This is a genomic window from Mucilaginibacter sp. (assembly GCF_039925265.1).
Taxonomy (GTDB): Bacteria; Bacteroidota; Bacteroidia; order Sphingobacteriales; family Sphingobacteriaceae; genus Mucilaginibacter.
In genome coordinates this window covers 208,165-230,419 of record NZ_JBDSZG010000041.1, presented here as the reverse complement: position 1 = coordinate 230,419, position 22,255 = coordinate 208,165, and the positions used below count along the sequence as shown (strand labels likewise).

The 22,255-nt window shown below is 42.5% G+C and carries 17 protein-coding genes, 1 tRNA gene and 1 pseudogene; 6 read left to right on the top strand and 13 right to left on the bottom strand.

Annotation, left to right across the window (positions count from 1 at the left end):
• Window positions 1-2: 2 nt before the first annotated feature.
• The 3 genes from ABIX36_RS19070 to ABIX36_RS19060 form a co-directional block, all read right to left on the bottom strand.
• The gene (locus ABIX36_RS19070) at window positions 3-3,563 is read right to left on the bottom strand and encodes a SusC/RagA family TonB-linked outer membrane protein (RefSeq protein ID WP_348083761.1); all 3,561 of its coding nucleotides are present in this window, start codon (window positions 3,561-3,563) and stop codon (window positions 3-5) included.
• 237 nt (window positions 3,564-3,800) lie between these two features.
• Complete coding sequence (locus ABIX36_RS19065; RefSeq protein ID WP_348083760.1) at window positions 3,801-4,961, bottom strand: FecR domain-containing protein; 1,161 nt, start codon at window positions 4,959-4,961, stop codon at window positions 3,801-3,803.
• 71 nt (window positions 4,962-5,032) lie between these two features.
• Complete coding sequence (locus ABIX36_RS19060) at window positions 5,033-5,653, bottom strand: sigma-70 family RNA polymerase sigma factor (RefSeq protein ID WP_348083759.1); 621 nt, start codon at window positions 5,651-5,653, stop codon at window positions 5,033-5,035.
• A gap of 114 nt (window positions 5,654-5,767) precedes the next feature.
• On the opposite strand from ABIX36_RS19060, the gene ABIX36_RS19055 reads away from it, so the two are divergent.
• Window positions 5,768-6,127 carry a helix-turn-helix domain-containing protein gene (locus tag ABIX36_RS19055; protein ID WP_348083758.1) on the top strand — a complete coding sequence of 120 codons (360 nt, stop codon included), beginning with the start codon at window positions 5,768-5,770 and terminating at the stop codon, window positions 6,125-6,127.
• A 233-nt stretch (window positions 6,128-6,360) separates the two neighbouring features.
• Window positions 6,361-7,119 carry a hypothetical protein gene (locus tag ABIX36_RS19050; RefSeq protein WP_348083757.1) on the top strand — a complete coding sequence of 253 codons (759 nt, stop codon included), beginning with the start codon at window positions 6,361-6,363 and terminating at the stop codon, window positions 7,117-7,119.
• Between the two features lie 123 nt (window positions 7,120-7,242).
• On the opposite strand, the gene mobC (ABIX36_RS19045) is transcribed toward ABIX36_RS19050, so the two are convergent.
• The 4 genes from mobC (ABIX36_RS19045) to ABIX36_RS19030 form a co-directional block, all read right to left on the bottom strand.
• The gene (mobC, locus tag ABIX36_RS19045) at window positions 7,243-9,303 is read right to left on the bottom strand and encodes a conjugal transfer protein MobC (protein WP_348083756.1); all 2,061 of its coding nucleotides are present in this window, start codon (window positions 9,301-9,303) and stop codon (window positions 7,243-7,245) included.
• A gap of 12 nt (window positions 9,304-9,315) precedes the next feature.
• Window positions 9,316-10,569, bottom strand: coding sequence for a relaxase/mobilization nuclease domain-containing protein (locus tag ABIX36_RS19040; protein WP_348083755.1), 1,254 nt, complete (start codon window positions 10,567-10,569; stop codon window positions 9,316-9,318).
• Window positions 10,554-10,961 carry a plasmid mobilization relaxosome protein MobC gene (mobC, locus tag ABIX36_RS19035; RefSeq protein ID WP_348083754.1) on the bottom strand — a complete coding sequence of 136 codons (408 nt, stop codon included), beginning with the start codon at window positions 10,959-10,961 and terminating at the stop codon, window positions 10,554-10,556. The genes ABIX36_RS19040 and mobC (ABIX36_RS19035) overlap by 16 nt, the downstream gene beginning before the upstream one ends.
• 187 nt (window positions 10,962-11,148) lie before the next feature.
• On the bottom strand, window positions 11,149-11,316 hold the full coding sequence (locus ABIX36_RS19030; protein WP_348083753.1) for a hypothetical protein: 168 nt from the start codon (window positions 11,314-11,316) through the stop codon (window positions 11,149-11,151).
• Window positions 11,317-11,506: 190 nt separating this feature from the next.
• Between ABIX36_RS19030 and ABIX36_RS19025 the strand changes: the two genes are divergently transcribed.
• Together ABIX36_RS19025 and ABIX36_RS19020 are read left to right on the top strand one after the other, a co-directional pair.
• Window positions 11,507-11,668 (top strand): hypothetical protein, encoded by a 162-nt coding sequence (locus ABIX36_RS19025; RefSeq protein ID WP_348083752.1) that lies wholly within the window; start codon window positions 11,507-11,509, stop codon window positions 11,666-11,668.
• Complete coding sequence (locus ABIX36_RS19020; protein WP_348083751.1) at window positions 11,665-13,134, top strand: recombinase family protein; 1,470 nt, start codon at window positions 11,665-11,667, stop codon at window positions 13,132-13,134. The genes ABIX36_RS19025 and ABIX36_RS19020 overlap by 4 nt, the downstream gene beginning before the upstream one ends.
• On the opposite strand, the gene ABIX36_RS19015 is transcribed toward ABIX36_RS19020, so the two are convergent.
• From ABIX36_RS19015 to ABIX36_RS19005, 3 genes are read right to left on the bottom strand one after another with little or no spacing between them, the layout of a single operon-like run.
• Window positions 13,131-14,177 (bottom strand): hypothetical protein, encoded by a 1,047-nt coding sequence (locus tag ABIX36_RS19015; RefSeq protein ID WP_348083750.1) that lies wholly within the window; start codon window positions 14,175-14,177, stop codon window positions 13,131-13,133. The genes ABIX36_RS19020 and ABIX36_RS19015 overlap by 4 nt on opposite strands.
• Window position 14,178: 1 nt before the next feature.
• A complete protein-coding gene (locus ABIX36_RS19010) occupies window positions 14,179-15,681 on the bottom strand; it encodes a hypothetical protein (RefSeq protein ID WP_348083749.1) in 1,503 nt (500 codons plus the stop codon).
• Window positions 15,682-15,690: 9 nt separating this feature from the next.
• Window positions 15,691-16,245: a hypothetical protein gene (locus ABIX36_RS19005; protein ID WP_348083748.1), complete on the bottom strand. Its 555-nt coding sequence runs from the start codon at window positions 16,243-16,245 to the stop codon at window positions 15,691-15,693.
• A gap of 104 nt (window positions 16,246-16,349) precedes the next feature.
• Between ABIX36_RS19005 and ABIX36_RS19000 the strand changes: the two are divergent.
• Window positions 16,350-17,129: pseudogene (locus ABIX36_RS19000) on the top strand (recombinase family protein); the annotation flags it as partial.
• Window positions 17,130-17,856: 727 nt separating this feature from the next.
• On the opposite strand, the gene ABIX36_RS18995 reads toward ABIX36_RS19000, so the two are convergent.
• From ABIX36_RS18995 to ABIX36_RS18985, 3 genes are all read right to left on the bottom strand, one after another.
• Window positions 17,857-17,929 (bottom strand) — tRNA-Phe (locus ABIX36_RS18995).
• A gap of 204 nt (window positions 17,930-18,133) precedes the next feature.
• The gene (locus tag ABIX36_RS18990; protein WP_348083747.1) at window positions 18,134-20,398 is read right to left on the bottom strand and encodes a glycoside hydrolase family 95 protein; all 2,265 of its coding nucleotides are present in this window, start codon (window positions 20,396-20,398) and stop codon (window positions 18,134-18,136) included.
• An 18-nt stretch (window positions 20,399-20,416) separates the two neighbouring features.
• Window positions 20,417-21,196: an SDR family oxidoreductase gene (locus tag ABIX36_RS18985; RefSeq protein ID WP_348083746.1), complete on the bottom strand. Its 780-nt coding sequence runs from the start codon at window positions 21,194-21,196 to the stop codon at window positions 20,417-20,419.
• Between the two features lie 188 nt (window positions 21,197-21,384).
• Between ABIX36_RS18985 and ABIX36_RS18980 the strand changes: the two genes are divergently transcribed.
• Complete coding sequence (locus ABIX36_RS18980; RefSeq protein ID WP_348083745.1) at window positions 21,385-22,254, top strand: helix-turn-helix domain-containing protein; 870 nt, start codon at window positions 21,385-21,387, stop codon at window positions 22,252-22,254.
• Window position 22,255 lies beyond the last annotated feature (1 nt).

Sequence of the window (22,255 nt, the reverse complement as noted above, 5' to 3'; positions counted from 1 at the left end):
TTTTAAAAAGTTGAGTTAATGCCTAATGATATTGTAAGGGGTATTGGTATTGAACCAGCATATAAGTCCGGGTCAAGATGATCGTGATTGGCCCGCCATAGAATCCCGATATTATTCATGTACCCATAGATTTGTATTCGTGAAAATGGCAGCTTTGGGCTTCGACTTTTGGTTAAATCATAAGAAAGTTTTAAATCCTGTAGCCTGATATTATCTGCTTTGTCAACGAGGTTTTGTGAATACTGATAGAAATAATTTCGGTTATCGTCGGATGGTGGAAGTTGAATTGATGGAACGGAAGTGGTCAGTTCGTCACCCGGTTTTTGCCATCTGTTCTCGAAATCTTTATTAACCCCGCCATATACAATGCCGGAATACGAAATTGAAGTAGAAGATTTTCTAAAATAGTAATTAAGCTTGAAGATGACATTTGCCGATAAAGACCAGTTTTTGTAACTAAAAGTATTTCTAAAGGAGCCAAATGTAGTTGGCCTTGAAGGGCCGTTATAATAAAGTTCCTGAACGGGGGTATTTGCAATGATTGAGGCATAATCAGTGCTAAGCTGGCCGTTTAAAAAGCCTTGAGGATCGCCTTTATCGTGGGTTAACGGCCCTGAACGATAACTATAAATTGCAAAAATTGGTTGGCCAGTAAGCGGAGCTATCTGACCTCCATTGCCAGATCCTCCGGTCAGATAAGTGATGGCATTTGATGGCGCGTTATAAACTGTCACCTTGTCCAATACACGACTAATTAAGATATTACTTATCCACTTAAATTCATTGCCATAAATGTTCCGGGTATTGATAACCACATCAAATCCATTCCCGTTTGTACTGGCCGTATTACCAAAAAACAATGGGTTTCCGGTTGACGGCGGTAAGGGAGAACTGCCAAAGAGATCTGTTGCCTTTTTAAAGTAGTATTCAAGACTTCCGGTTACTCTGTTATTCTTAAAGCCATAATCAATTCCTAAATTCGTCATGCGTACCTTTTCCCACCTTAATTCAGGATTACCGGGATTAGCAATAGAATTGTAAGGAATTCCGGAATAATAAGAATTGCTTTGTTGCAATAAGGTTGTAACTGCTGTAGCTGACTTATTTACATTGGCATTATAGCCATAAGTTCCCCTTATTTTAAGGTAGGGCAGCCAGTCGATATGATAAAACTGCTCCTTTGCCAAATCCCAGGATAAACCGATCGAATAAAGAGGTACTGATTTTTGGTTAGTAGAAACTCCAAATAAATTTGATCTGTCAATTCTCCCGCTCAAAGAAAAGATATAACGGCTATCATAGGTATATGACACATTACTGAAATAGGATATGTAATGGTCAGTAGTCCTGAAAACATTTTGATTATTAGGAATTTGAGACGATCCCACACCCGAAGGACTTAGGTTATAGTAATTAGAAAAATCAATTTGAGAATAGTTCGATTCAGTATTTTTATCATAGCCATAAACCGTGTTACTGCCGCCACTATTCGTTACAGAACTTATTTCACCTCCTAATATGGCATTGAATTCATGCAGCTGATTTAGTGTTCTATTATAGTTTAATTGCCCTCTAAAATGATGCGAGTCGAGATAGGCATTTGATTGCTGCAATATGCCTCCGTTTGGAATAGGGTAAGAAAAACTGCCATTGGCATTTTGCTGCGAATATTCATTGATTAAATTTCTGGTATAATAGGTTGCCGTGCTATAGTAGTCATTTACAAGCACTGAACCCTTTTCGTATTGGTACTTAATGCCGGCAGTCAGCCCTGGAATTATTTTATAATTTATTCCGAGGTTTATTCTGTTATCGAGAGAGTTTGATGTATTATCGGCATTATTTAATTCATCCAGTGGCCGGAATTGCCAGTTCAGATAACCCTTTTGGGGTGCAGAACTGATAAATGCAGAATTATAATCCTTAACAATAGGCAGACTGTTTCCATTATCATCAACAAGTTTCGCATACGGATATATGTATCCTGCGAAAAAGTCCCCGGAATTAATATTACCAACAGGGCTGTTGTTTTTACCATCAGATTTTATAAAATTAATACCTGCCGTAATTTGAAGGTTTTTAACAGGATAGAAATTATAATTGCCAGTCAAAGTGATCCGATTATTGGAATTGCCATCGAGAGAAGACTGGTTATGGTCATTCCCAACAGAAAAGAAATAATCACTTTTATCGCCGCCGCCGCGGAAATTTAGTGCGTATTGCTGTAAAACGGATGATCTGTAAAAATTATCACTTAGATCTTTTCTTACGTCCTGATTCCTTAAAATATTGATTTGCGAATTTGCCGCATCAGTACTTATTTTTCCTGCCTGCTGGTCGGCAAGAAGCTGGACAACTGGTGAAATAGCTTGGGTCGGGTCATTAAGTAGAGAATTATAATATCCCTGTTTAAACAGAAGCTGTTCAATATTGATATAGTTATTTGCATCCAAAAAGTTGGGGTTGTATAATAAATCAGGCTTTTTTCCAATAGTCACATTCGCATTTAACTCCGTGATGAGTTTCTGATTTTGTTTGCCTTTTTTAGTTGTCAAAACAATTACGCCGTTACCTGACCGTACTCCCCAAATTGATGCTGCCGCCGCATCCTTTAAAACCGTTATACTCTCTATATCATTTGGATTGATATTGCCTAAGTCTCCGTCATAAGGGAAACCGTCAACAACAATTAATGGTTGATCATTTGAAAATAGAGTGCTGTGTCCTCTTATGTTTATGTCAGTTGTACCATTTGCAGAATTGTTGGTGTTCCTATTGAAAAGCAAGCCAGGAACCACGCCCTCCAAACGGCTTACAATATCGGTGCTAACCCTGCGGTTAATTGTAGCATTATCTAATTGCACGAATGACCCCGTTGCCCTTTCTTTAGGTAGCGTCTGGTAGCCAGTGGATACTACAACTTCCTGCAATCGCGATGATGAGGTATGTAATACAATTGTTTGGTGAGTTAATCCATTGGTTACTTTAAATACGTATGAAGAATAACCAATAAATGATATAATTATTTCGTCGTCAATCTGAGCCATTACACTAAAGCTTCCGTCATTTCCTGATAACACAGTTATATTTGTTCTTACCACCTTAATAGATGCACCAGGAAGGGGGGCACCTAAGCTGTCTATGATTTTACCAAAAACCTGAATAGGGATGCCAAGAATTTTTTTGTTATCAAGAGGACTAACATCTTTCATCTTAAAAACTACCGCGCCGTCTTCTATCTCGAATTTTAGCGGTTGATTAATCAAAACAGCATTCAGGGCCTCATTTAATGAAACATCTTTTATATCTACTGTCACAGGAGCACTTTTACTAAGCATCTCATCGCTGTATACAAAGTCATAGCCGCTTTGTACACGTATCTTTTTAAGTACTTGTTCTAAGTTTGCTTTCTTTTCACTTAACGTGATCTTTTGGGCGAAGCTGGCCGCGCTGACAGTCATTACTGAGATCAGCAGTATGAGGGTCGTAATCTTCATGACTAATAAAGTTTGTCGCGGCACATGAAAATGCGCCGCGCCGATGCGTATTGCATTAAAATTCATAATTTTGAATTGTTCGGGTTTAAATAAATTTTTGTTGTCACACATGAATTATTTTTCCCATGAGGCTCTGCCGCAAGGAAAGGGTAACCCGGACGTATAACGTATCCCGAGGCTCAATTCGGGATGCGTTTTTTTGTGCTTGTCACCTTTTGCCGTTCGGCCTTAACAGTTTAGAATTCTTTTCATATTGATTTCTTTTTGAGCGTTAATGATACAGTTATACTTCTTATAATTTGGTTATTTTTTGTGTCTGAAAACTTTTACTGTTTTGCCTTCAACCAAAAAGTCAACCTCGCCAGTCTTGCGGAAAAAATTTAGCACGGTATTCAGTTTTTTGGTGCGGCTGACCGCACCATTAAATTTCAATTTCTTTAGTTGCTCGTCCTGCCATATAAATTGCACGTCGTAAATGCGCGCAACTTTAGTCATTATGCTTTCCAGGCCTTCGTGATTGAATACCAGCTTGCCTTGCATCCAGGCAGTGACGGCTTCCATATCGGCTGAGACAACCGTTAGTTTATCACCACTGATTCGCGATTGCTCCCCTGGTTTAAGCATGATGGGGCTGTTATCATCAACATTGACCCGCACGGAACCGTTAATCAAGGTCGTTTTCAATTCTTGATCATCAGGATAAGCATCGACGTTAAACTCGGTGCCAATATCTTCGACGGTTTCGGCTTTGGTCGTTACAAAGAATGGACGGCGGGTATTGTGCTTGACTTTGAAGTACGCCTGACCGACTATAGCTACACGTCTTTCTTTGCCTGTAAACTCTACCGGGTAAGTAATGCTGGACGCAACATCTAAGTAAACTTCGGTACCGTCTGCTAAGATTAAACTGTACTTGTTGCTACTGTTGTTGCTCAGTGTATGTTCTTCAGCTTTTGGTGTGCCGGTTTCATCATATCTGATACCATTAGTTGTTTGCTCAATCTGGGTGCCGTCCGCGTTCTTTGTTTTCCCCAGATGTCGCTGGTCTAATCGTATGATTTGGCCGTTTGCCAATGTTAAGGTAATACCCTTTTTTGCCGGACTGATTAATTCAGGGTTATTTGCAAGTTGTATAGGTTTTGCCTGGTGCGTTAAATAGTAGGTGCCTGCCGATAAGGCAAGTATAATTGATGCTGCGGCAGCGATGCGCGGCCATAAACGGCGGGTCTGTTTCTTATCAGTATTAATATGCTGGTCAATGAGTTGTTTTAAATGATCTAATTTTTCCTGTTCCTCTTGTGTAGCCGGGTTATCTTCTTCAACTTGCATCTCAGCCAGGATCATTTTTTTGATTTCCTGCTCGTTACCGGTACCGAATAATTGGAATAGGGAATCCAACTCTTCCTGTGTACAAAGCCCCTGTAAGAACTTGTTATATAAAAATGATGATGTTGGTTGTGCCAAAGTATTGTCTTTTTATAAGCTATTACGCTTGTCAAAAAGGCATCATCTACTCTGTTTGAAAAAAAATAAAATTATTTTGGTTGCTCGCCGATACTGGCAATGACAGAAGCGATCAGGATATGTACGGCGACATTGTTATAATTCAGCATAAAAGCCTTGACGCTTTTTGTTGCCCGTACAATATGACCGTTAATGGTCGACGTAGAAATGTTCAGTTCCTCGCTTACCTGTTCATAGGTTTTACCCTCGAATTTACAAAGACGGAATACTAATTGTTGTTGCGCCGGTAAGTTATCAACTGCCTTTTCCAATAGTTCCTGGGTTTCTTTCAGAAAAAGTGTTTCTTCGGAATGATCGTAAGCCTCTACAAAGCTTGCAGTGATTTCTGACTGTAAACGTCCTTCCCGGCTCACCTTACGATAAAAATCATAAACGATATTCTGAGCAATCAGGAAAAGGTAGGCTTTTAATGGCTTTTCAGGATCGATCAAATGCCTCTTGTCCCAAAGCCTGACAAAAACATCCTGCATCAATTCATCCGCCAATGTATCAACCCTTACCATTTTTTTTAGTTTACGGTAGATGACAAGGCTGTGGCGTTCGTAGAAGTAATTAAAGGCGCGTTGATCCCCTTCCCTAAGCTGCGAAAGCAGAAGGTGTTCATTGGGAGAATATGCAGTGCCGGCATTCATTTACAGTGTGTCGTTAACAATAAATATAAGAAATTTTGCCTAATGATAATAATAATATTTTCAAAATGGGGCTGAGATAACTAACAGGAAAACAAAGGAAACAAACAGAAAGATATGGACAAGATCACCTTTGAACAACTCCCCGAAATGGTAGCCCTGCTACTCGCAAAGGTTGAACGGCTGGAAAACTTACTGGTCAATGGTAAGGATAATGGTATAACCCTTAAAGAAATGCTGACCATCGTTGAAGCTTCGGAATACATGGGCATTTCTAAGTCATCATTATATAAGATGACGATGCGCAGTGAACTGCCTACCTATCGCCCAGGGGGTAAAAAGGTATATTTGAAGCGCACTGAAATCAATGATTGGTTAGCCAGCCAGCGACGCAACAGTAATGCCGAGATCGAACAACAGGCGATAAATTATATGGTGAATAACCCAATGGGGAAAAGACCTGCTAAAAGATTTTAGAGACGCCTCGGATACTTTTAAAATTCAAAACGTTGTTTTCAACATCCGCAGCAAAATTTACCGGGTTTTATTACAATTATAAATCCGGCTAAAGGTGCATGTGGTGAAATGAGTCGGTTTTTTCCGAATAGCACTGAAGCTTTTCATAAGGAATAGGAGTTTCTGATGAAGTATAATTTATGGTTTGTGTAATAGTATTTCCATCTTAGACAAATTATATAAGGAAATACATTATGGAAAATAGCTTTCAAGATTTTTTTAAGGATGTTAGAAAAAGTGCCATTCTGAATCCCAGCCCTGAATTGGGACAGTTTTTTAATACCGCTATTGCGAAAACTATAATTCAGTTGAAATCAGAAATGAAACGTGAACAAGATATATCAAAGTATCTGTCAGAAGTAAAACTGAGCGATTCATATCTAACTAACGGTCGCCCTAATGATGATGATGAACAATATTTTGAAAGGCAAATGGAAAACTCTGAAAATATGTTGTGGCATGAGGCAAATTTAACCGCTGTTGCAGAAATGCGAATTATCTATCTTTTTAAAAACTTTGAAATTGGGGTTCGGTTGCTAATTGAACAAGTATATAAAGATTCAGGTTTTAGCGATTTCTATAAATGGGATTCTTTAAAGAACTTTTTCAAAGGACTTGGAATAATAATGAGTAAGATATCAGGCTATGCAGAAACTAATGAATTAAAGAATGTTAATAACCAAATCAAACACGGTTATGAATTAAGTAAGGATGTCAAGGGCATCAAGGAATTTGCTAATGCAGAGGCTATAACTTATTTAAACTGCGAACAATTTTACAAAAGAATTCATGATAAAGTTAATTCATTCTTAGCTAATTTATCGCAAGCTGTTTACGACGAGCGGTACGAATTTGAACAAGATCGAATTAAAGCTATTGCTTTTGAATATAAGAATCGGATGGACGATGTAGCTTTAAAACAGCTGATTGACGAATTATCTACTAATAGGTAGTTGTAAAACGACTCTTACACGGCTGTGAGCCGCTTTTGATATTTTCTGCCGTTCGCCGATTTGTATATAAGCTCCGTTTAAGGGGCTTTTTAATCACTTGACTCAAAATAACTATTTTCAATTTTACATCGAGATTGACCTCCCATTGCCTGAGCTATCATCTAATGCTTTGGGATTCAATATTTCATCTACCGGTTTTTCAATCGAGGCTTCTGTCTCATTATTTTTAGCCTGATTCTTCGCATTGATCAAAGCCAACTCTACAAAAAACAAGTTTTCAATATCTGCCTTGATCTTTAAATAATTCTCCTGAATATCGTCGGCATTCACTTTCTGTATTACAGGTATAGATTTATAACCTACTTCTTCTTTAGCAATTGCCTCATGATTATTTTGTATTTCACAGTGGAACGCCTTCAACTTAATCTTGCAATCAGGGTTATCGGCCACCATGCCGACAAATTCGCCCGATGATAAAGAAGCAATCTTGGAAGCAGGTAAAGCATAATCCAACTGCGTAGATTTGGTAATCGAAGTATCGGCACTATTAATACTCATACTTTCCCTGTCCTGCATAATCTTCCCAAATGATTCAGATAACTTTTTAGCCGTATCGCCCGTAACCTGTCCGCTAATGATGTTACCCACTATGCCTGTAATCACATCCGATTGCTCCGCGCCATAATCCTTTTTAAGCTGGCTGAAGTCCTGCACCGCTAATGTGGTCGCCACCTTATTACTCCTCGCCGTGGCAATTAGACTATCCATATTGTTAAAATATATAGTAGGAAACTCGTCAAAAACCAGGCTACTTTTTAATTGTCCTTTGCGGTTCACCAGCTTGATCATCCGCGAAATATAAAGCGAAAGAACGGCTCCATATACCTGCAATTTTTGTGGATTGTTACCCACACATATTATTTTCGGCTCATCGGGATTGTTTACATCTAACGTAAAATCATTGCCAGATAGCACGTAGTATAATTGCGGTGAGGATAAACGCGCCAAGCCGATTTTAGCTGAAGCGATCTGCCCCTCCAGCTGTTCCTTAGCTTTATTTTGAAAGGCCGAAACAAAAGGATTGATCAGTACTTTGATCTCTTCCTGCTGTTGCAAAACGGCAAATAGAGGGTCGTAATCAGCCTGCATCAATTCGATCACGTGCGGCAAGGTACAATATTTACCGTTGTCATATTTGCGCAAATACCAGATAATGGCCGTCAAAAAGTTGATTGGGCTTTCCACAAAGAAATCGCCCTGCTTCTTTATCCAGTCCCGGTTTAAGCCCAACATGATGGTACGGCTGGCTTCGGTCGCATCGGTGATATCTTCCATGCCCTGAGGGTCAAGCGGATTACATCTGTGTGTACGGTTCAGGTCGTCAAAGTTAATAACGTAAAATGATGGCCTTACGTTATAATTACCCTTATACTGTAACAACTTGTTATAGGCGATCTTTGACAGATCATCGAATTTGAAATCATAAAGAAACATGCTGAAACCCTTTTTGATATGCTGGTCAATAATGTGCCGGATCACAAAATAGGATTTACCCGCGCCCGGTGTCCCGGCAACTAATAAACCCCGGAAAGGGTTAATGATATTGATCCAACTATTTCTTATTTTATCCCTTAACCGGTATTTGGCAGGTAGGTTTACCGAATATTCGTTTTCCAGTAATCTTTCCTCCTGGGGGAAGGTTTCGTTATCCGTATTGAAAATATCCTTGTTTAACTTATCTCTGATTAACCTCGATAACAAACCAGCGCCGGTTAGGATCAGCATGTAACCTGTAACGGTAATCCCCATGTATAAGACTGCGATAATAAATAGGTTAACATGGATATAGAAGCATAAAACGCTGATGAAATATAACAGCAGCCCGGTAAGCAGATAGGAGACAATTGCGTTTATCTGTATTTTCTCGTCTTTTTTGCCTTTTACGGCGATCAGAGAAATAAATAACATGAGCAATGCCGCCAGCTTGGGTCGGAGCATATTGATGAATAAACCTGTTTTAGAGATATTGGAAATGACCCGGTCGGTTATATTTGCAGTCCATCCCCAATGGCTGAATGCCTGATAACAACAGATATAAAAGTGAATAGCCAATATAAAAATGCTGATGAGACGGGTAAAATCTACGATTTTCCTAAGCCCCTGGATGTCCTCTCCTGTATTCATAAAAAATGTGATTTAAATAGTGATACCTTTTCTTCTCTTCTTTTTGGGTGATGTGGTAGACGGTGCGGCTTCCGGCTGTGATTTACCTAAAAGATCGTTCAAGTAATTGGTCGGTGATAAGGCTGGCAGATAGGTTTTGCCGGAATTACCGTTAGGGTTTAGATAGGCTTTTGTGTCTGCGTTTGGTTTGAGATATGTTTTCGGCTGATCTTCTTGGTTGAATTTTGCCGTCAAAGCTTTTGCGCTGTATTCCTTACCCAAATCACTGCCGTTAAACACCGCTTTACTTTGGTGGTCGATGAAAGTGGCCCCATATATAAAGCCCTGCTCGTTCTGCCGGAACAGGATCTCGACCTGTTGCTTTTGCAGTTCCTGTTGAAATGTCTGTTTGGTTATTGCGTTGTATTTGCCAAAAACATAATCAACCTGTTTTTTCAGGAAATCCTTATTGGGCCTACGTCGTTCCACGTTTTTGGAAAACTTTTTTTCCAGTTCCCGCAAGGTCGGCTTGCAGTAAAATGAACTGGCCTTGATCGGTACGCCAATGGGGTTTCCCTTGCTATCCAGTATAGAAAACATCAAACCTTTTTTTTCAAACATAGGGGTATGCTCCAAACCACGCATCGCCACTACATTAAATCGTTTGAGTACGGCGTTTAATTCAGCCAGCGATGTGTATTTATAATCCCTTGTTACAGCTGTTACCACATTGCTGATCGCCCGCTTGGTAGGCAAATGCCCATATTTTGCCTTTTCGGGGTCTGCGGGCTTAATTGGCGGTGCTTGTTTTAACTTTTTGCTTTCGGCTTTAACCAGGTTATATTCCTGCTCAATGGCTTTACGGGCAGGTTCCGATCTGAGTTTGCCAATGTCGTGCAGGTCAATGCGTTCTTCGCTTGCTGTAATGTTGGTGGTCACAATGTGTACGTGCTGGTGCGCGGCATCATCATGGCGGTAAACCAAAAAGGGTTGGTCACTAAAACCTATTTTGTCCATATAACTAACCGCGATCTGTTGTAGCTTGGCCCGGTTAAGTTTCTCGCTGGCATCAAAGTTCAAGGATATGTGTAGAGCATTGGTTTTTACCTTGGGTTTAAGCATGGTTAAATGCTCGAACCTAGTCAGCTTCTGCCGGAGATCCATACGTTCAATTTCACCCGCAAAACCACTGGCTAAAATGAGCGTAGCTTCTTTGTCGCCAACCTTGCGCTCATTGTAATGTAGCATCCCTCGGATGCTTTTGCCGATGCTTATTTTTGCAACCATTTTTCGGCGAGTTGGGAAATGACCGTTAATAACCGCTCCACACGTTCATCTACCTTTTGATATTGTTCGGCTACTTTCAGCACATAAAAACCCTGATGCATACCGGCCTTATCCTGGTTGAAACTACGGGTGATCTGGTTGATATTAATACCGATTGCGCGCAGCTCTTTCCGGATCAAAGCCAGTTCTTCCATTATGGGATTTAGGGAAACATCGTAATAGAATAACCTGATTTGTTTACCAGATAAGACCTTACGGGCCACCTCTGCGATGGAAGGATTTTTACTTTCCTTCCTGATCTTATCGAGGCGGTTAAAGGTAGCTTCGGTAACACGGATGATGAGGTTATGCGTTAATAAATCCTCGGGATTGCTGGCTTTTTTTCGTGGCATAAAAGTACACTTATAGAAAGTTCAGATTTGCGAGTTCCGAGCAAATCCCCCGGCTCAAGCCGGGCAAAGATTTTTTTGCGCATGCAAAAATACATCTTTGCTTAGCCCTCGAGGGCTACAAGAAAGCTCGTCCCTGAAGCTGCTCTGAACTTCGGTTGCTGGTTAATGATGGCTTGAATAATCAGATTTAAATCTGATCGGATTTGGTTTGCTGCATGAGTTCATCCAGCGGGATAAAACTGCGTAACAGTTGCCGGATTTTCTGTCGGGGCGCTTCGCGGATGCGCTGCCTGCTCGCCTGTCTTTTGCCCTTGACCTGGGCACATTTCTCTTTACTTATTGCTTTTCTTTTCATGTCGATGAATTGATCAGCACAAAGGTTAGCAGGTAAAATAAGGGCTTATCCCATGTGGGATAAATAACCCGTTTTTACGGAGCGTATCAGCGTCTTAAAGACCTCTGCGCTTGACTGGCGTACTATATTCCCTATATGGGATAGGGACTGTTTTTGATGCGGCAGTTTTGTATTTGGAAAGGATAACGCTATGGATTTTAATAACATTAAACGGAACATCACCCCTGAAAAAGCGATGGCAATTTTACAAAAAGAAGGGTTAAACATCAGCCCGGAAGATGGGGGTTTGGCAGTTGAACTGCTGTATTTCCTGGCACTTTTATTTTACAAACAATACGGTAGTGAACTATGAAAAAGGCCATCTTATATATCCGGGTGAGCACCGATGAGCAAGCGGATAAAGGCTACTCTCAAAGGAGCCAGGATGAAGTATTGCACAAATACTGTGTATTAAGATCAATCGCCGTTCATGATGTGGTTTACGAAGATCATTCCGCCAAAACATTCAACCGCCCGGCCTGGTCGAAAATGCTCAACGGACTAAAAAAATCAAAAACTAAAGAGCCGGTTGATTTCATCCTCTTTACCAAATGGGACAGGTTTAGCCGCAACACCGCCGATGCTTACCAAATGATCGCCCTGTTGCGCAAATTAGGTGCAGAACCACAAGCCATTGAACAGCCCCTGGATTTATCCGTACCCGAAAACAAAATGATGCTGGCTTTTTACCTGGCCGTGCCCGAAGTGGAAAATGACCGCAGAGCGCTCAATATCTTCCATGGCATACGTCGGGCAAGAAAAGAAGGCCGATGGACGACCATCGCGCCTGTTGGTTATATCAACCGAACCACGGAAGAAGGCCGTAAGTATATCCGCCCGCATGAGCCTCAGGCAGGTATCATGAAGCGTGCGTTTGCCGAACTGGCCACCGGCCGCACTGTTGTCGAACAAGTTTGGAAGAAAGCGAAAAAGGAAGGATTGAGTTGCGGCCGCAATAACTTCTGGAACATGGTTCGCAACCCGGTTTACTGCGGCAAGATCGTAGTTCACCCATTCCAGGATGAAACGCGGCAACTGGTCGAAGGCCAACACGAAGCTATTATCAGCGACGAATTATTTAACCAGGTACAACATATATTAGACGGCAGAAAACGAACGAAAGGAACCAAACTGATCTCACCGGAAATGCTACCCCTACGCGGCTTCATCACCTGTACGGTTTGTGGCCGCCTCTTAACCGGCAGCGCTTCCAAAGGCCGCAGATTCCGTTATTACTACTACCACTGTACCGCTGCCTGTAGAATCCGATTCAAAGCCGATCAGGTCAATGTGGATTTTACCGAGCTGCTCAAAAGCTTTATTCCCAAACGCCCGTTCAGAACCTTGTTTAAAGAAATAGCCAAGGATGTTTTTAAACAACAAACTGCCAACAGGCAAAACCAAAGGCTGCAAACCATAGCGAAACTGGAGAGCCAACAGGCCCGGTTAAAAAAGGCAAGGGATTTGCTGTTAAATGACGGAATTAACCTACAGGATTACCAAGAGATCAAAATGGAATGCGATCATCAAATCGCATCGCTAAACAATATGTTGAATGGCTTAGCCGATATGGGGGAAGCCATCACGCAATTGTTAAACCACCGCGGTAACAAGTTTCTTGATCTCTTTGATGCGTATGAACATGCGACCATTGAAGATCAACGGAAGCTGATCAATCGCTTACATCCCAATCCAATGCCATATACCGGCCAGGGCTTTAATACCATACCGATGATAAACATTATCAGCCTGATCTATCAGACGAAGAATACACGTTAACTTTGTTTTTTCTTTATTTCCGCAACAAATTTTTCCTCGGCTGCAACAATTGGTTTATACCAGTCCCACATTTCATCCAATGTTTGAAAGTTATCCGGTACCCGGTTCCCATCCTGGAACGCATCGCTCGGTGAGAAAGGTTGCGACCAATGCCGATAGCTTTCAACCGATCTCCTCGGATGCCTGGCAATGGAACTGTCAAAAAAAGAGGTTGAATAACTGTAATGGTGGCTGTGGATAAACCCGTTCCAGGATTGTTTTACTTCCTGTTCTTCGCGCACATCAATGAGTTCAAATTGCTCCATTGCCCTTTCATCGGGCGTGCCCCATCCTTTTTGCAAAAGTTCAATTGCCTCAACGTCTGAATCAGGTGCACGATATCCAAATACAGTTATTCGCTCTGCTTTTTTTAATTCTAAAACAATCTGCTCCCATTGCCCTCTTATAAAGTCATCTTTGTTATAATCCTTCTTCTCAACTGGATAAAGTAGTTTAATAGGATCTAAGTAACTCTTTGTTGCTTTGGAGTAATAACCAGCTGGCCCCGCCCGCTTGTCTTCTTTGCTATATCCTAAAGAAACTGTACCATGTAAAAAAAGAATACCAGGGGTCTTAGTGAACTTTCCATTACGAACAAAAGCCTGGTATAGAAAAGGGTCCCAATTAAAAGTTGCAATAACGTCTTTGGGTCTTAAAGAAAGTACGAGGTAATCGTAAATAGTAGGTTGGTCGGGTAATTCAAGTTCACTGAAATACTGATAGATCGTCTTTTCGATGAGCTGTTGCTGGTCTTCAAACTCTTTATGCTGAACTAATAAGCTGTAGAATTTCTCAAAATCGGCAGAAAGATTAGTCAATTCTTTAGGCAGACCTGCAACAATTTGCTCCATGCCCAATACCTGTATAATATTATTCATGGCGGGTAATGATCGCCCATTCTTTTCCGAGTTTTTGATCGTAGAAGCGATACTTGCGCCAGCACCTAACAGGACGACATGCGTACCATTACCACGTACCCTTTCTATTTCATCTTGTCTTGTCATGCTATCCAACGTGTAGATCAAAGCTTTTACCTGCGCCTTGTGGCATAATATCCCGAAATGCATTAAAAATATCCTGCCTGATATGATCCATCAGTTGGCAGGCATTGTCGGTGAAAAAATAAACTGGGCAATCGGGCTGATCACATTCGCATTCCGTAATTTCTTTTTTGCGCTTTAAATCTACCAGCGTATCACGCAGTTTAACCACCATTTTGTAAATACTGGACAGGGTATCTTTTAACCTGCTATCTCCGACCTGATACCGTGACGGGATATGACCGATCACCGTACCATCCCGCAACCTATGAACCCCGGTGTTTAATACCTCTATTGTATCCGTAATCGCCTTTTCAAAATCAGGTATATTTACTTCCCTATGGAAAGGTGTAGTAAAAGCCGGTCTGTCAAAGCACTGGATAATTTGATTCAATATATCCTGGTCATTGTGGCCGCCATTGCCGGGAGCGCTCAATTCAGGAAAAATCTCACCATCAACAAATCGTTTTAAAAGTTCCGGCGCGTGTTTGCGTAATTGCTCCTCAAACTCAACACCGCTCCAAATATGCGTTTGTTTGATGCCATGCTGCGCAGCGTAGCTACTGATCGCCGCCCTCATATTCACGCTTACCCGTCCGCCACAAACCACGGTGAAATAATCCGGCATTAAGCCGATCTTAACCATTTTGTCTATATCGTCCGTTACCTTTTTTAAAACCAGCGAACGGTAATTAGCGCATTGGTAACAATAACTCTTACCATCGCATTCACTCCAAATATCCCGGCCGTCATCGTCGCCGGTTTGACCAAGCCATTCTATCTTATTCCAATTTTTCAGCCGGGAAACATAGGCAAATGCCAATCTCTCAAATTCCGGGCCGCCACGGTCTTCAAAATGGATAGGCATTACCGAACGCTCAACAACCATACTGTTCCGTTTGCCAGACTTCAAATAATTGATTACACTTTCAATAGGTATCTCTATGCCGCTATTGTCCGGTTCCAAAGTGATCAGGTCTGCAAAGGCGCGCCGGTTATCTTTTATCACCTCCTTTGCGATCCGGAAATCTTTTAAAGCTTTTTGTTGGATAATATCATTAAACAGCCGCTCGATCAGTTGGACAACCTCGGTGGCATTTCGGCAGAACTTTTTTACCGGGATCAGGATCAAACGCAGATCATTTTCAACTTCTCCGGCATCGCCCGGTTGAAAAACCGGCTTAAATTTATGCGGGTTACGATTAGTAATTAAAATAGCAGGTAACAGGTCGTCGGCATTTTGACCATTGATGTTATGCCATGATAAAACTTCGTCCTCAAAATGCACCCGATTGGTTCCGCGAATGACAACCGCCTTATTACGGGCAGCCAGTGTTGCCATCCTTTCATAATTCTGCATTAAGGCATTACCGATTTGCTCGTCCCAGCCGTAATCCAGTAAATAGATGTAGTAATCCCGTCTGGCTTCAGCAGGAATATTATTCAAAGATTCAACGTATAAGCCCATGCTGTATAATTATATAATTCCTTTTTTTCTTAGATCATCCACGATAGCCAATATAGATTCACGGATATGCTCATAATAATTTACAGCATCCATTTTAGTTTGGAAATGCGTCTTGACCAACTCATCCCGAAATTGTTGTATCAACGATTGCAATGGTTCATATTCCCACTCCCGTCGTGACATGAATATTTCTACTACAGGCATGCCACCTTCATATTTTAAAGCGATGTTAAAGTCATTGAGGATTTTGCCAAAAAGGTAGCCCGGAACGATCATGCCCTGGCTTAAATCCGGATAATGAGAACCCCACGCTTTGATCTGTTCCAGACTTTTTAATACGCCATTAGCTACAAATACAAATGCGACCCTCACTTTATCAGCATCATCGCTGTTTTCTGTCAAAGTAACCTTGATCTGTTCAAGTTCATTTGTAATCGCATTATTTTTTTCCTGTTCACTCGCTAATTCCTGTTTTTCATCATCCCGCTTCGCATAAAGGGATATTTTAAAATCACTGATTTCCTTCTTACGTAGCAAATCATAGTACACTTCAATTGTCGTCATTAGATTGAGGTTTATCGGTTGGATATTAAGTAAATATAACAAAAAAAGTCATTCCACTTTAGCCCAAAAAACCTTAAATTGGTAGTAGAATAAAGATTATTACAATGAAAACAGCAGCTTTATACATTAGGGTAAGTACAGACGAACAAGCGGAAAAGGGATTCTCTCAACGTCACCAGGAAGAAGTTTTACGCAAATATTGTGAGCTAAAAGGCATCCTGATTTTCAGAACCTATTTTGAAGACCATTCAGCTAAAACTTTCAAGCGGCCTGTTTGGAACAGGCTATTGGTGGATCTTCGTAAAAACAAAAGACAAGCCGACCTCGTGTTATTTACAAAGTGGGACAGGTTCAGTCGTAATACAGGTGATGCATATTCCATGATCAACGTATTGCGCCGCTTTGGTGTTGACCCGCAAGCCATAGAGCAACCCTTAGATTTAAGTGTACCTGAAAACAAAATGATGCTGGCTTTCTACCTCGCAGCTCCCGAAGTGGAGAATGACAGGCGTTCCCTGAATATCTTTAACGGTATCAGGCGGGCAAAAAAAGAAGGGCGCTGGCCTGCTGCCGCCCCGGTAGGGTATGCAAATTATATTGACGACAGAGGCAGAAAGTCCATTAAACCCAAAGAGCCGCACGCGGCGATTATGCGTTGGGCTTTTGAGGAAGTCAGGCGAAGGAAATTCAACCTATCCCAAATTTTTACAGAGGCTTCCTCGCGCGGGCTTAGTTGTAAGCGTAACAACTTTTTCAATATTCTGCACAACCCGATTTATTGCGGTAAAGTACTGGTACCAAAACACCAAGACGAAGAAGAATACTTAGCCGAAGGACAGCATGAAGCATTGATTAGCGAAGCCTTGTATTACGAAGTGCAGGATATACTTAACGGTAACAAAAAAGGAACAACCTTTGCTTCCGATGAACAATTCCCATTACGCGGATTTTTGCAATGCCCGAAATGCACCCGTATATTAACCGCCAGCGCCTCCAAAGGACGTAAGGATTACTACTATTATTACCATTGCTCAAACGCATGTGGCACCCGTTTTAAAGCCGATGAGGTCAATACTGAATTTACCAGAGAGCTAAAAAACTATAACCCCAAAACCAATTTCAAGGATTTCTATTTTGAAATGATACGGAAAGCCTTTAAAGAAAAAGCTACCGGCGTACAGGACGGACGGAAACTCGTTATGGGACAAATACAGGAATTGTATAACAAGATCAACAACGCGAGGGAACTCACGCTATCAGGGGATTTCGATACCAGTGATTTCAAACAAGTGAAACTAACCTGCGAAAAACAAATCACCGCATTGGAAGCGCAACTCCCTGAAATTAACCTTGCAACCCGAAATATAGACGAAACCCTGAGTGTAGCTATTTCGAAACTCTATCAAGCTCATAATGAGTATAAAATGTATAATACTACCAAAAAGCGGATGGTAATCGGGGCATTTTATCCTGATAAATTAATGTACGATGGGACGCAACATCGAACCGCTCGACCGAACGAAATTATTTTAAATATCTCACTGATTAACAAAAAGTTACGGGCAAAAAAAAACTGGACAAAAGATGAATTTTCATCCTTGTCCAGTTCCGTGGTATCAGCTGGGATCGAACCAGCGACACAAGGATTTTCAGTCCTTTGCTCTACCGACTGAGCTATGATACCGCTCCGTTTAAGGTTTGCAAATGTAGCGTTTTTTTTAAAAACGGAAAGTTTTTTTTCAATTTAGTTTGTCCGTTCCGGTCAAAAAGAGCTTTAGTAAGGGGCGGCGCGTTGAATTTCAGGTATTTAAACTTCAATTTTTCTATAAATAATTTACATCTTTCTCGGGCCGGGGGGCTTCGCCGCAGCCTTTTTTAAATATCGCGCTTATATACCGGTAAACTCGTACGTTTTGCCCGCCGCAGTTTTAAGATTTATTACCTGCATACCGCTACCATTACTATTAGATTTACCTGCGCCGGTCAACTTTAGTTTATTTGCGCTTCGTATAATACAATCGCCGCCCGATAACGATTTGATAGATACCTTCACCACCTTGCCTGCCTTCCATTCCATATTGCTTATTTCGAAATTGCCGCGGGCACGCAGGCCCTGTACGCTGCCATCTGCCCAGGCCTTTGGCAAAGCAGGTAATAGCTGAATTTCTCCGGCCTGGCTTTGCAATAACATTTCGGCAACGCCGGCGGTATAGCCAAAGTTTCCATCTATCTGGAACGGTGGGTGCGCGCAAAAAAGGTTGGCATAAATGCCCCCGCCGTGGTTGTAATCAACACCTCCCCCGCCAACCAGCGTTATAAAGTTATTGAGGATGGTGTGCGCATGGTCGCCATCCTGCAGGCGGGCCCAAAAGTTCATTTTCCAGGCCATACTCCAACCCGTAGATTCGTCGCCACGGGCCAGCAGACTTATTTTGGCCGCTTTGGCCAGGTCCGGTGTGGTGATAACGCTGATCTGCCTGCCCGGGTGCAGGGCAAACAGGTGCGAGGCGTGGCGATGCGTATCTTTAGGGTCGTCGCGGTCGGTTTCCCATTCCTGTAACTGGCCCCATTTGCCAATTCTTGGTTTCAGCAGATGTTCTTTTAAGGATGCGATGTGCGTGCGGTATGGCTTATCCAACCCCAATATATCCGCTGCTGATAGATAATTGGTAAACAGGTCGTACACAATTTCCTGGTCGTAAGTTACGCCATCCTCCGTTGGCCCATGCTCCGGCGACCAGCCTAATGGCGATACCAAGGTACCATCGTCTCGGCGTTTTAAATGGTCGTCCCAAAATTCCGAGATCTCTTTGAGGATAGGGTAAGCGAAGTTTTTGAGATATTCTTTTTCTTTCGTAAAAGCGTAATGCTCCCAAAGCGCCTGCGCGTACCAGGCACTGCCCGGCGTGTTCCACAAATAGCTGGATCCGCCGAAGATGCCGTTCTCTGTCCGCACCGTCCAGCCGCGGGTATGGGGGTATTCTTTGGCTGTGCTTTCGGTTTTCACCGCCCTTTGACTGTTGATATAATCGAGATAGGGGAAGTGGCACTCCGACAAGTTGGTAGGCTCCGCCAGCCAGTAATTCATTTGTATATTGATATTGGAGTGATAATCGCTGCGCCATGGCGGGTTATTGCTGTTATTCCAAAGCCCCTGCAGGTTGGCCGGCAGGCCGCCCTTGCGGGATGAACCGATAAGCAGGTATCGCCCGTATTGAAAAAGCAGCGCCTCCAGCTGCGTATCGCCCGTTTTTTTATAATTCAGAATTTGCTGATAGGTCGGCACGGTACTTTGCGCGGCTTTTTTATTGCCGAGGTTTATTGATACCCTGCCAAATAATGACTGGTAATCGGCAATATGCCTTGCCAGTAATTGCGGGTAGGTTTTGGCGGATGCTGCTGCAATAATGCCTTTAACTTTTATAGCCGGGTCCTCGCCCTTCCATTTATTTTCGCGTTTGTTGCTGTAATCGGTAGCGGCAGACAGTAGTATGGTAAACCCGTTTGCCTTACTGATGCTTAATTGAGTGCCGCCATTCCCATCGGTACCGATGTTTACCTTGCCGCCATCCAAAATAATTTTAGCGGTGGCGCTGTACACTTCGCCATTCTCCAGCTTCCCGTTGATGTTCAGCGTAGCACCATCAGCAGTAATTACGCCTTTATGGGCATCGCTTAACCGGATAGTGGCAGATACATACGCGCCCGGCTTATCAGCCGTGTAGTGCAGCACCATTACTTTATCCGGGAAACTGCAAAAATACTCGCGCTTATAACCGGCATCGGTATTATAACCGATATGCATCAGCGATTTGCTGATATCCAGTTCGCGGCGGTAATTGGTGGTGATGGTATCCGGGGTGTTAAACCCAATGTACAGATCGCCAAAGGCCTGGTATGCTCCGGTCTCTTTTTCGTCGCCGGTCCACAGGCTTATATCGTTAAACTGAATATGCTCGCTTGATACACCACCGAACACCATCCCGCCTATGCGGCCGTTGCCAATGGGGTAAGCATCGGTCATCCAGTCTTTAGCGGGTTTATTATCCCATAGCTTTAAGTTTTGCGCGGAGGCATTCCCCGCAAAAAACAAACTGCTGATGCAAATTGCGAGGGCAGCAAATTTCAGGTTCAGGGTGGAGATGGCTTTCATCAGAATTATCGTGAGTGTTTAAATTGATCTGTCTAAATGTACATAACCGCCATCCACATAAACTATTTGCCCGGTAGTATGGCTGGAAACCGGTGACAGCAAAAACGCTGCTGTATTGGCGATCTCCTCCACCGTGGTCATACGGTTGCCAAGCGGGATGTTTTTTACAATGGATGCCAGTTTTTCCTCTGGGTTTTGCAGGGTGCTTAGCCAGCGCTCGTAAAGCGGTGTATAGCATTCGGCTACTACAAGGGCGTTTACCCGGATATTGTGAGGTAAAAGTTCCACCGCCCATTCCCTCGTTAAAGCGTTGCGTCCCCCGTTGGCAGCCGCGTAGGCCGATGTACCGCCCTGCCCTGTATCTGCCACTTTTGAGGTGATATTAAGGATACTACCCTGTGATTTGATCAACTCGGGCAAGGCATAATGTGCTATTAAATAATAATGTACCAGGTTTTTATGCAGCGAAGCCATAAATTTTTCATAGCCGCCGTTTTGCAGGCCCACGCCATCATTCTCGCCTGCGTTATTCACCAGGCCGTCTATCCGGCCCAAGTCGGCCACTACTTTTTCAACCGCCTGGCGACAGGCATCCGGGTTTGATAGTTCTGCCACAAAATGAAAAGCCTTGCCGCCCGCAGTAGTAATTTCGTTCAGCGTTTTTAAATTCTCCGCTTCGGTACGGCTGATAATTACGGAAATAGCCCCCTCCTTCGCCAGCAGCACCGCTATGCCTTTGCCTATACCACGGGCACCCCCTGTTACAATAATTACTTTGTCCTTTAGCTGTAGATCCATAATTGAAAAAGATGCCGGTACGGTGGGTATAATTGGTTTTTTACTATACAAGTATAGGCTTTGTTGCAGGCGCAACATTTTATTCTTTGATCAAAATATTAAGCGATATTGTATTTCATTAAAAACATATGCAGGTTTTGCAACTTTAATGTTGAATTTTTGTACATTCATCCAACCAATATACGCCAATGAAGCCCCAACTATTAAAAGTATCCACAAACCTGGTGCAGTCGTTCAATGCACGGCGCGATAACAGGCCCAATGTAAATAACCATTGGCACTACCACCCCGAAGTTGAGCTGGTTTACTTTAAAAAAGGCAGCGGCACCCAATTTATCGGCGATTGTATCACCCAGTTCAACACCGGCGATGTGGTGCTGGTTGGCTCTAACCTGCCGCATTACTGGCAGTTTGACGAGGTGTATTTCCATGGTGACGCCGATCTTACGGCGGATGTAAGCGTGGTGCATTTTAATGAGAACTTTTGGGGCGACCAGTTCCTGGAGCTTCCAGAAAATAAGGAGATCAAAAACATCCTGAATAAATCTAAGCGGGGTATACAAATAACCGGCGCTAACCTTACTAAGGTGGGCAGCCTGGTAGAACAAGTGGTATTTGCCGAGGGCCCTCGTAAAATTATCCTGCTAATGGAAGTGTTGCTTGCCATTGCCGGCAGCGGGGAGAACAATATATTGGCATCATTGGGTTTCGCGCATAATTTCCAGGAATCGGAGAAAGACCGCATCAACGCTATTTACAACTACTCTATCGTAAATTTCAAAAAGAAGATAACGCTGGACGAGATAGCTGCGGTTGCCAATATCAGCCCAAATTCGTTTTGTAAATATTTTAAATCACGCAGCAAAAAAACCTACTCACGCTTTATTAACGAGATAAGGGTTGGCAGTGCCTGTAAACTCCTCATCAACAACCAGATGAACGTGAAGGAAATATGTTATGAAAGCGGCTTTTATAATTTCGCCAGCTTCCATAAATATTTTAAAGAGATAACCGGGAAAAGCCCCCTGAGCTATCAAAAGTGCTACGTTAAAAAATAGC

Excerpts from the sequence above, each read along its gene's own strand:
- ABIX36_RS18985 (WP_348083746.1), bottom strand. The coding sequence starts at position 21,196 with ATGGATCTACAGCTAAAGGACAAAGTAATTATTGTAACAGGGGGTGCC.
- ABIX36_RS19025 (WP_348083752.1), top strand. The coding sequence starts at position 11,507 with ATGGATTTTAATAACATTAAACGGAACATCACCCCTGAAAAAGCGATG.
- ABIX36_RS19060 (WP_348083759.1), bottom strand. The coding sequence starts at position 5,653 with ATGAATGCCGGCACTGCATATTCTCCCAATGAACACCTTCTGCTTTCG.
- ABIX36_RS19050 (WP_348083757.1), top strand. The coding sequence starts at position 6,361 with ATGGAAAATAGCTTTCAAGATTTTTTTAAGGATGTTAGAAAAAGTGCC.
- ABIX36_RS19040 (WP_348083755.1), bottom strand. The coding sequence starts at position 10,569 with ATGGTTGCAAAAATAAGCATCGGCAAAAGCATCCGAGGGATGCTACAT.
- ABIX36_RS19030 (WP_348083753.1), bottom strand. The coding sequence starts at position 11,316 with ATGAAAAGAAAAGCAATAAGTAAAGAGAAATGTGCCCAGGTCAAGGGC.
- ABIX36_RS19055 (WP_348083758.1), top strand. The coding sequence starts at position 5,768 with ATGGACAAGATCACCTTTGAACAACTCCCCGAAATGGTAGCCCTGCTA.
- ABIX36_RS18980 (WP_348083745.1), top strand. The coding sequence starts at position 21,385 with ATGAAGCCCCAACTATTAAAAGTATCCACAAACCTGGTGCAGTCGTTC.
- ABIX36_RS19020 (WP_348083751.1), top strand. The coding sequence starts at position 11,665 with ATGAAAAAGGCCATCTTATATATCCGGGTGAGCACCGATGAGCAAGCG.
- ABIX36_RS19070 (WP_348083761.1), bottom strand. The coding sequence starts at position 3,563 with ATGAATTTTAATGCAATACGCATCGGCGCGGCGCATTTTCATGTGCCG.
- ABIX36_RS19015 (WP_348083750.1), bottom strand. The coding sequence starts at position 14,177 with ATGACAAGACAAGATGAAATAGAAAGGGTACGTGGTAATGGTACGCAT.
- ABIX36_RS19010 (WP_348083749.1), bottom strand. The coding sequence starts at position 15,681 with ATGGGCTTATACGTTGAATCTTTGAATAATATTCCTGCTGAAGCCAGA.
- ABIX36_RS18990 (WP_348083747.1), bottom strand. The coding sequence starts at position 20,398 with ATGAAAGCCATCTCCACCCTGAACCTGAAATTTGCTGCCCTCGCAATT.
- mobC (WP_348083754.1), bottom strand. The coding sequence starts at position 10,961 with ATGCCACGAAAAAAAGCCAGCAATCCCGAGGATTTATTAACGCATAAC.
- mobC (WP_348083756.1), bottom strand. The coding sequence starts at position 9,303 with ATGAATACAGGAGAGGACATCCAGGGGCTTAGGAAAATCGTAGATTTT.
- ABIX36_RS19005 (WP_348083748.1), bottom strand. The coding sequence starts at position 16,245 with ATGACGACAATTGAAGTGTACTATGATTTGCTACGTAAGAAGGAAATC.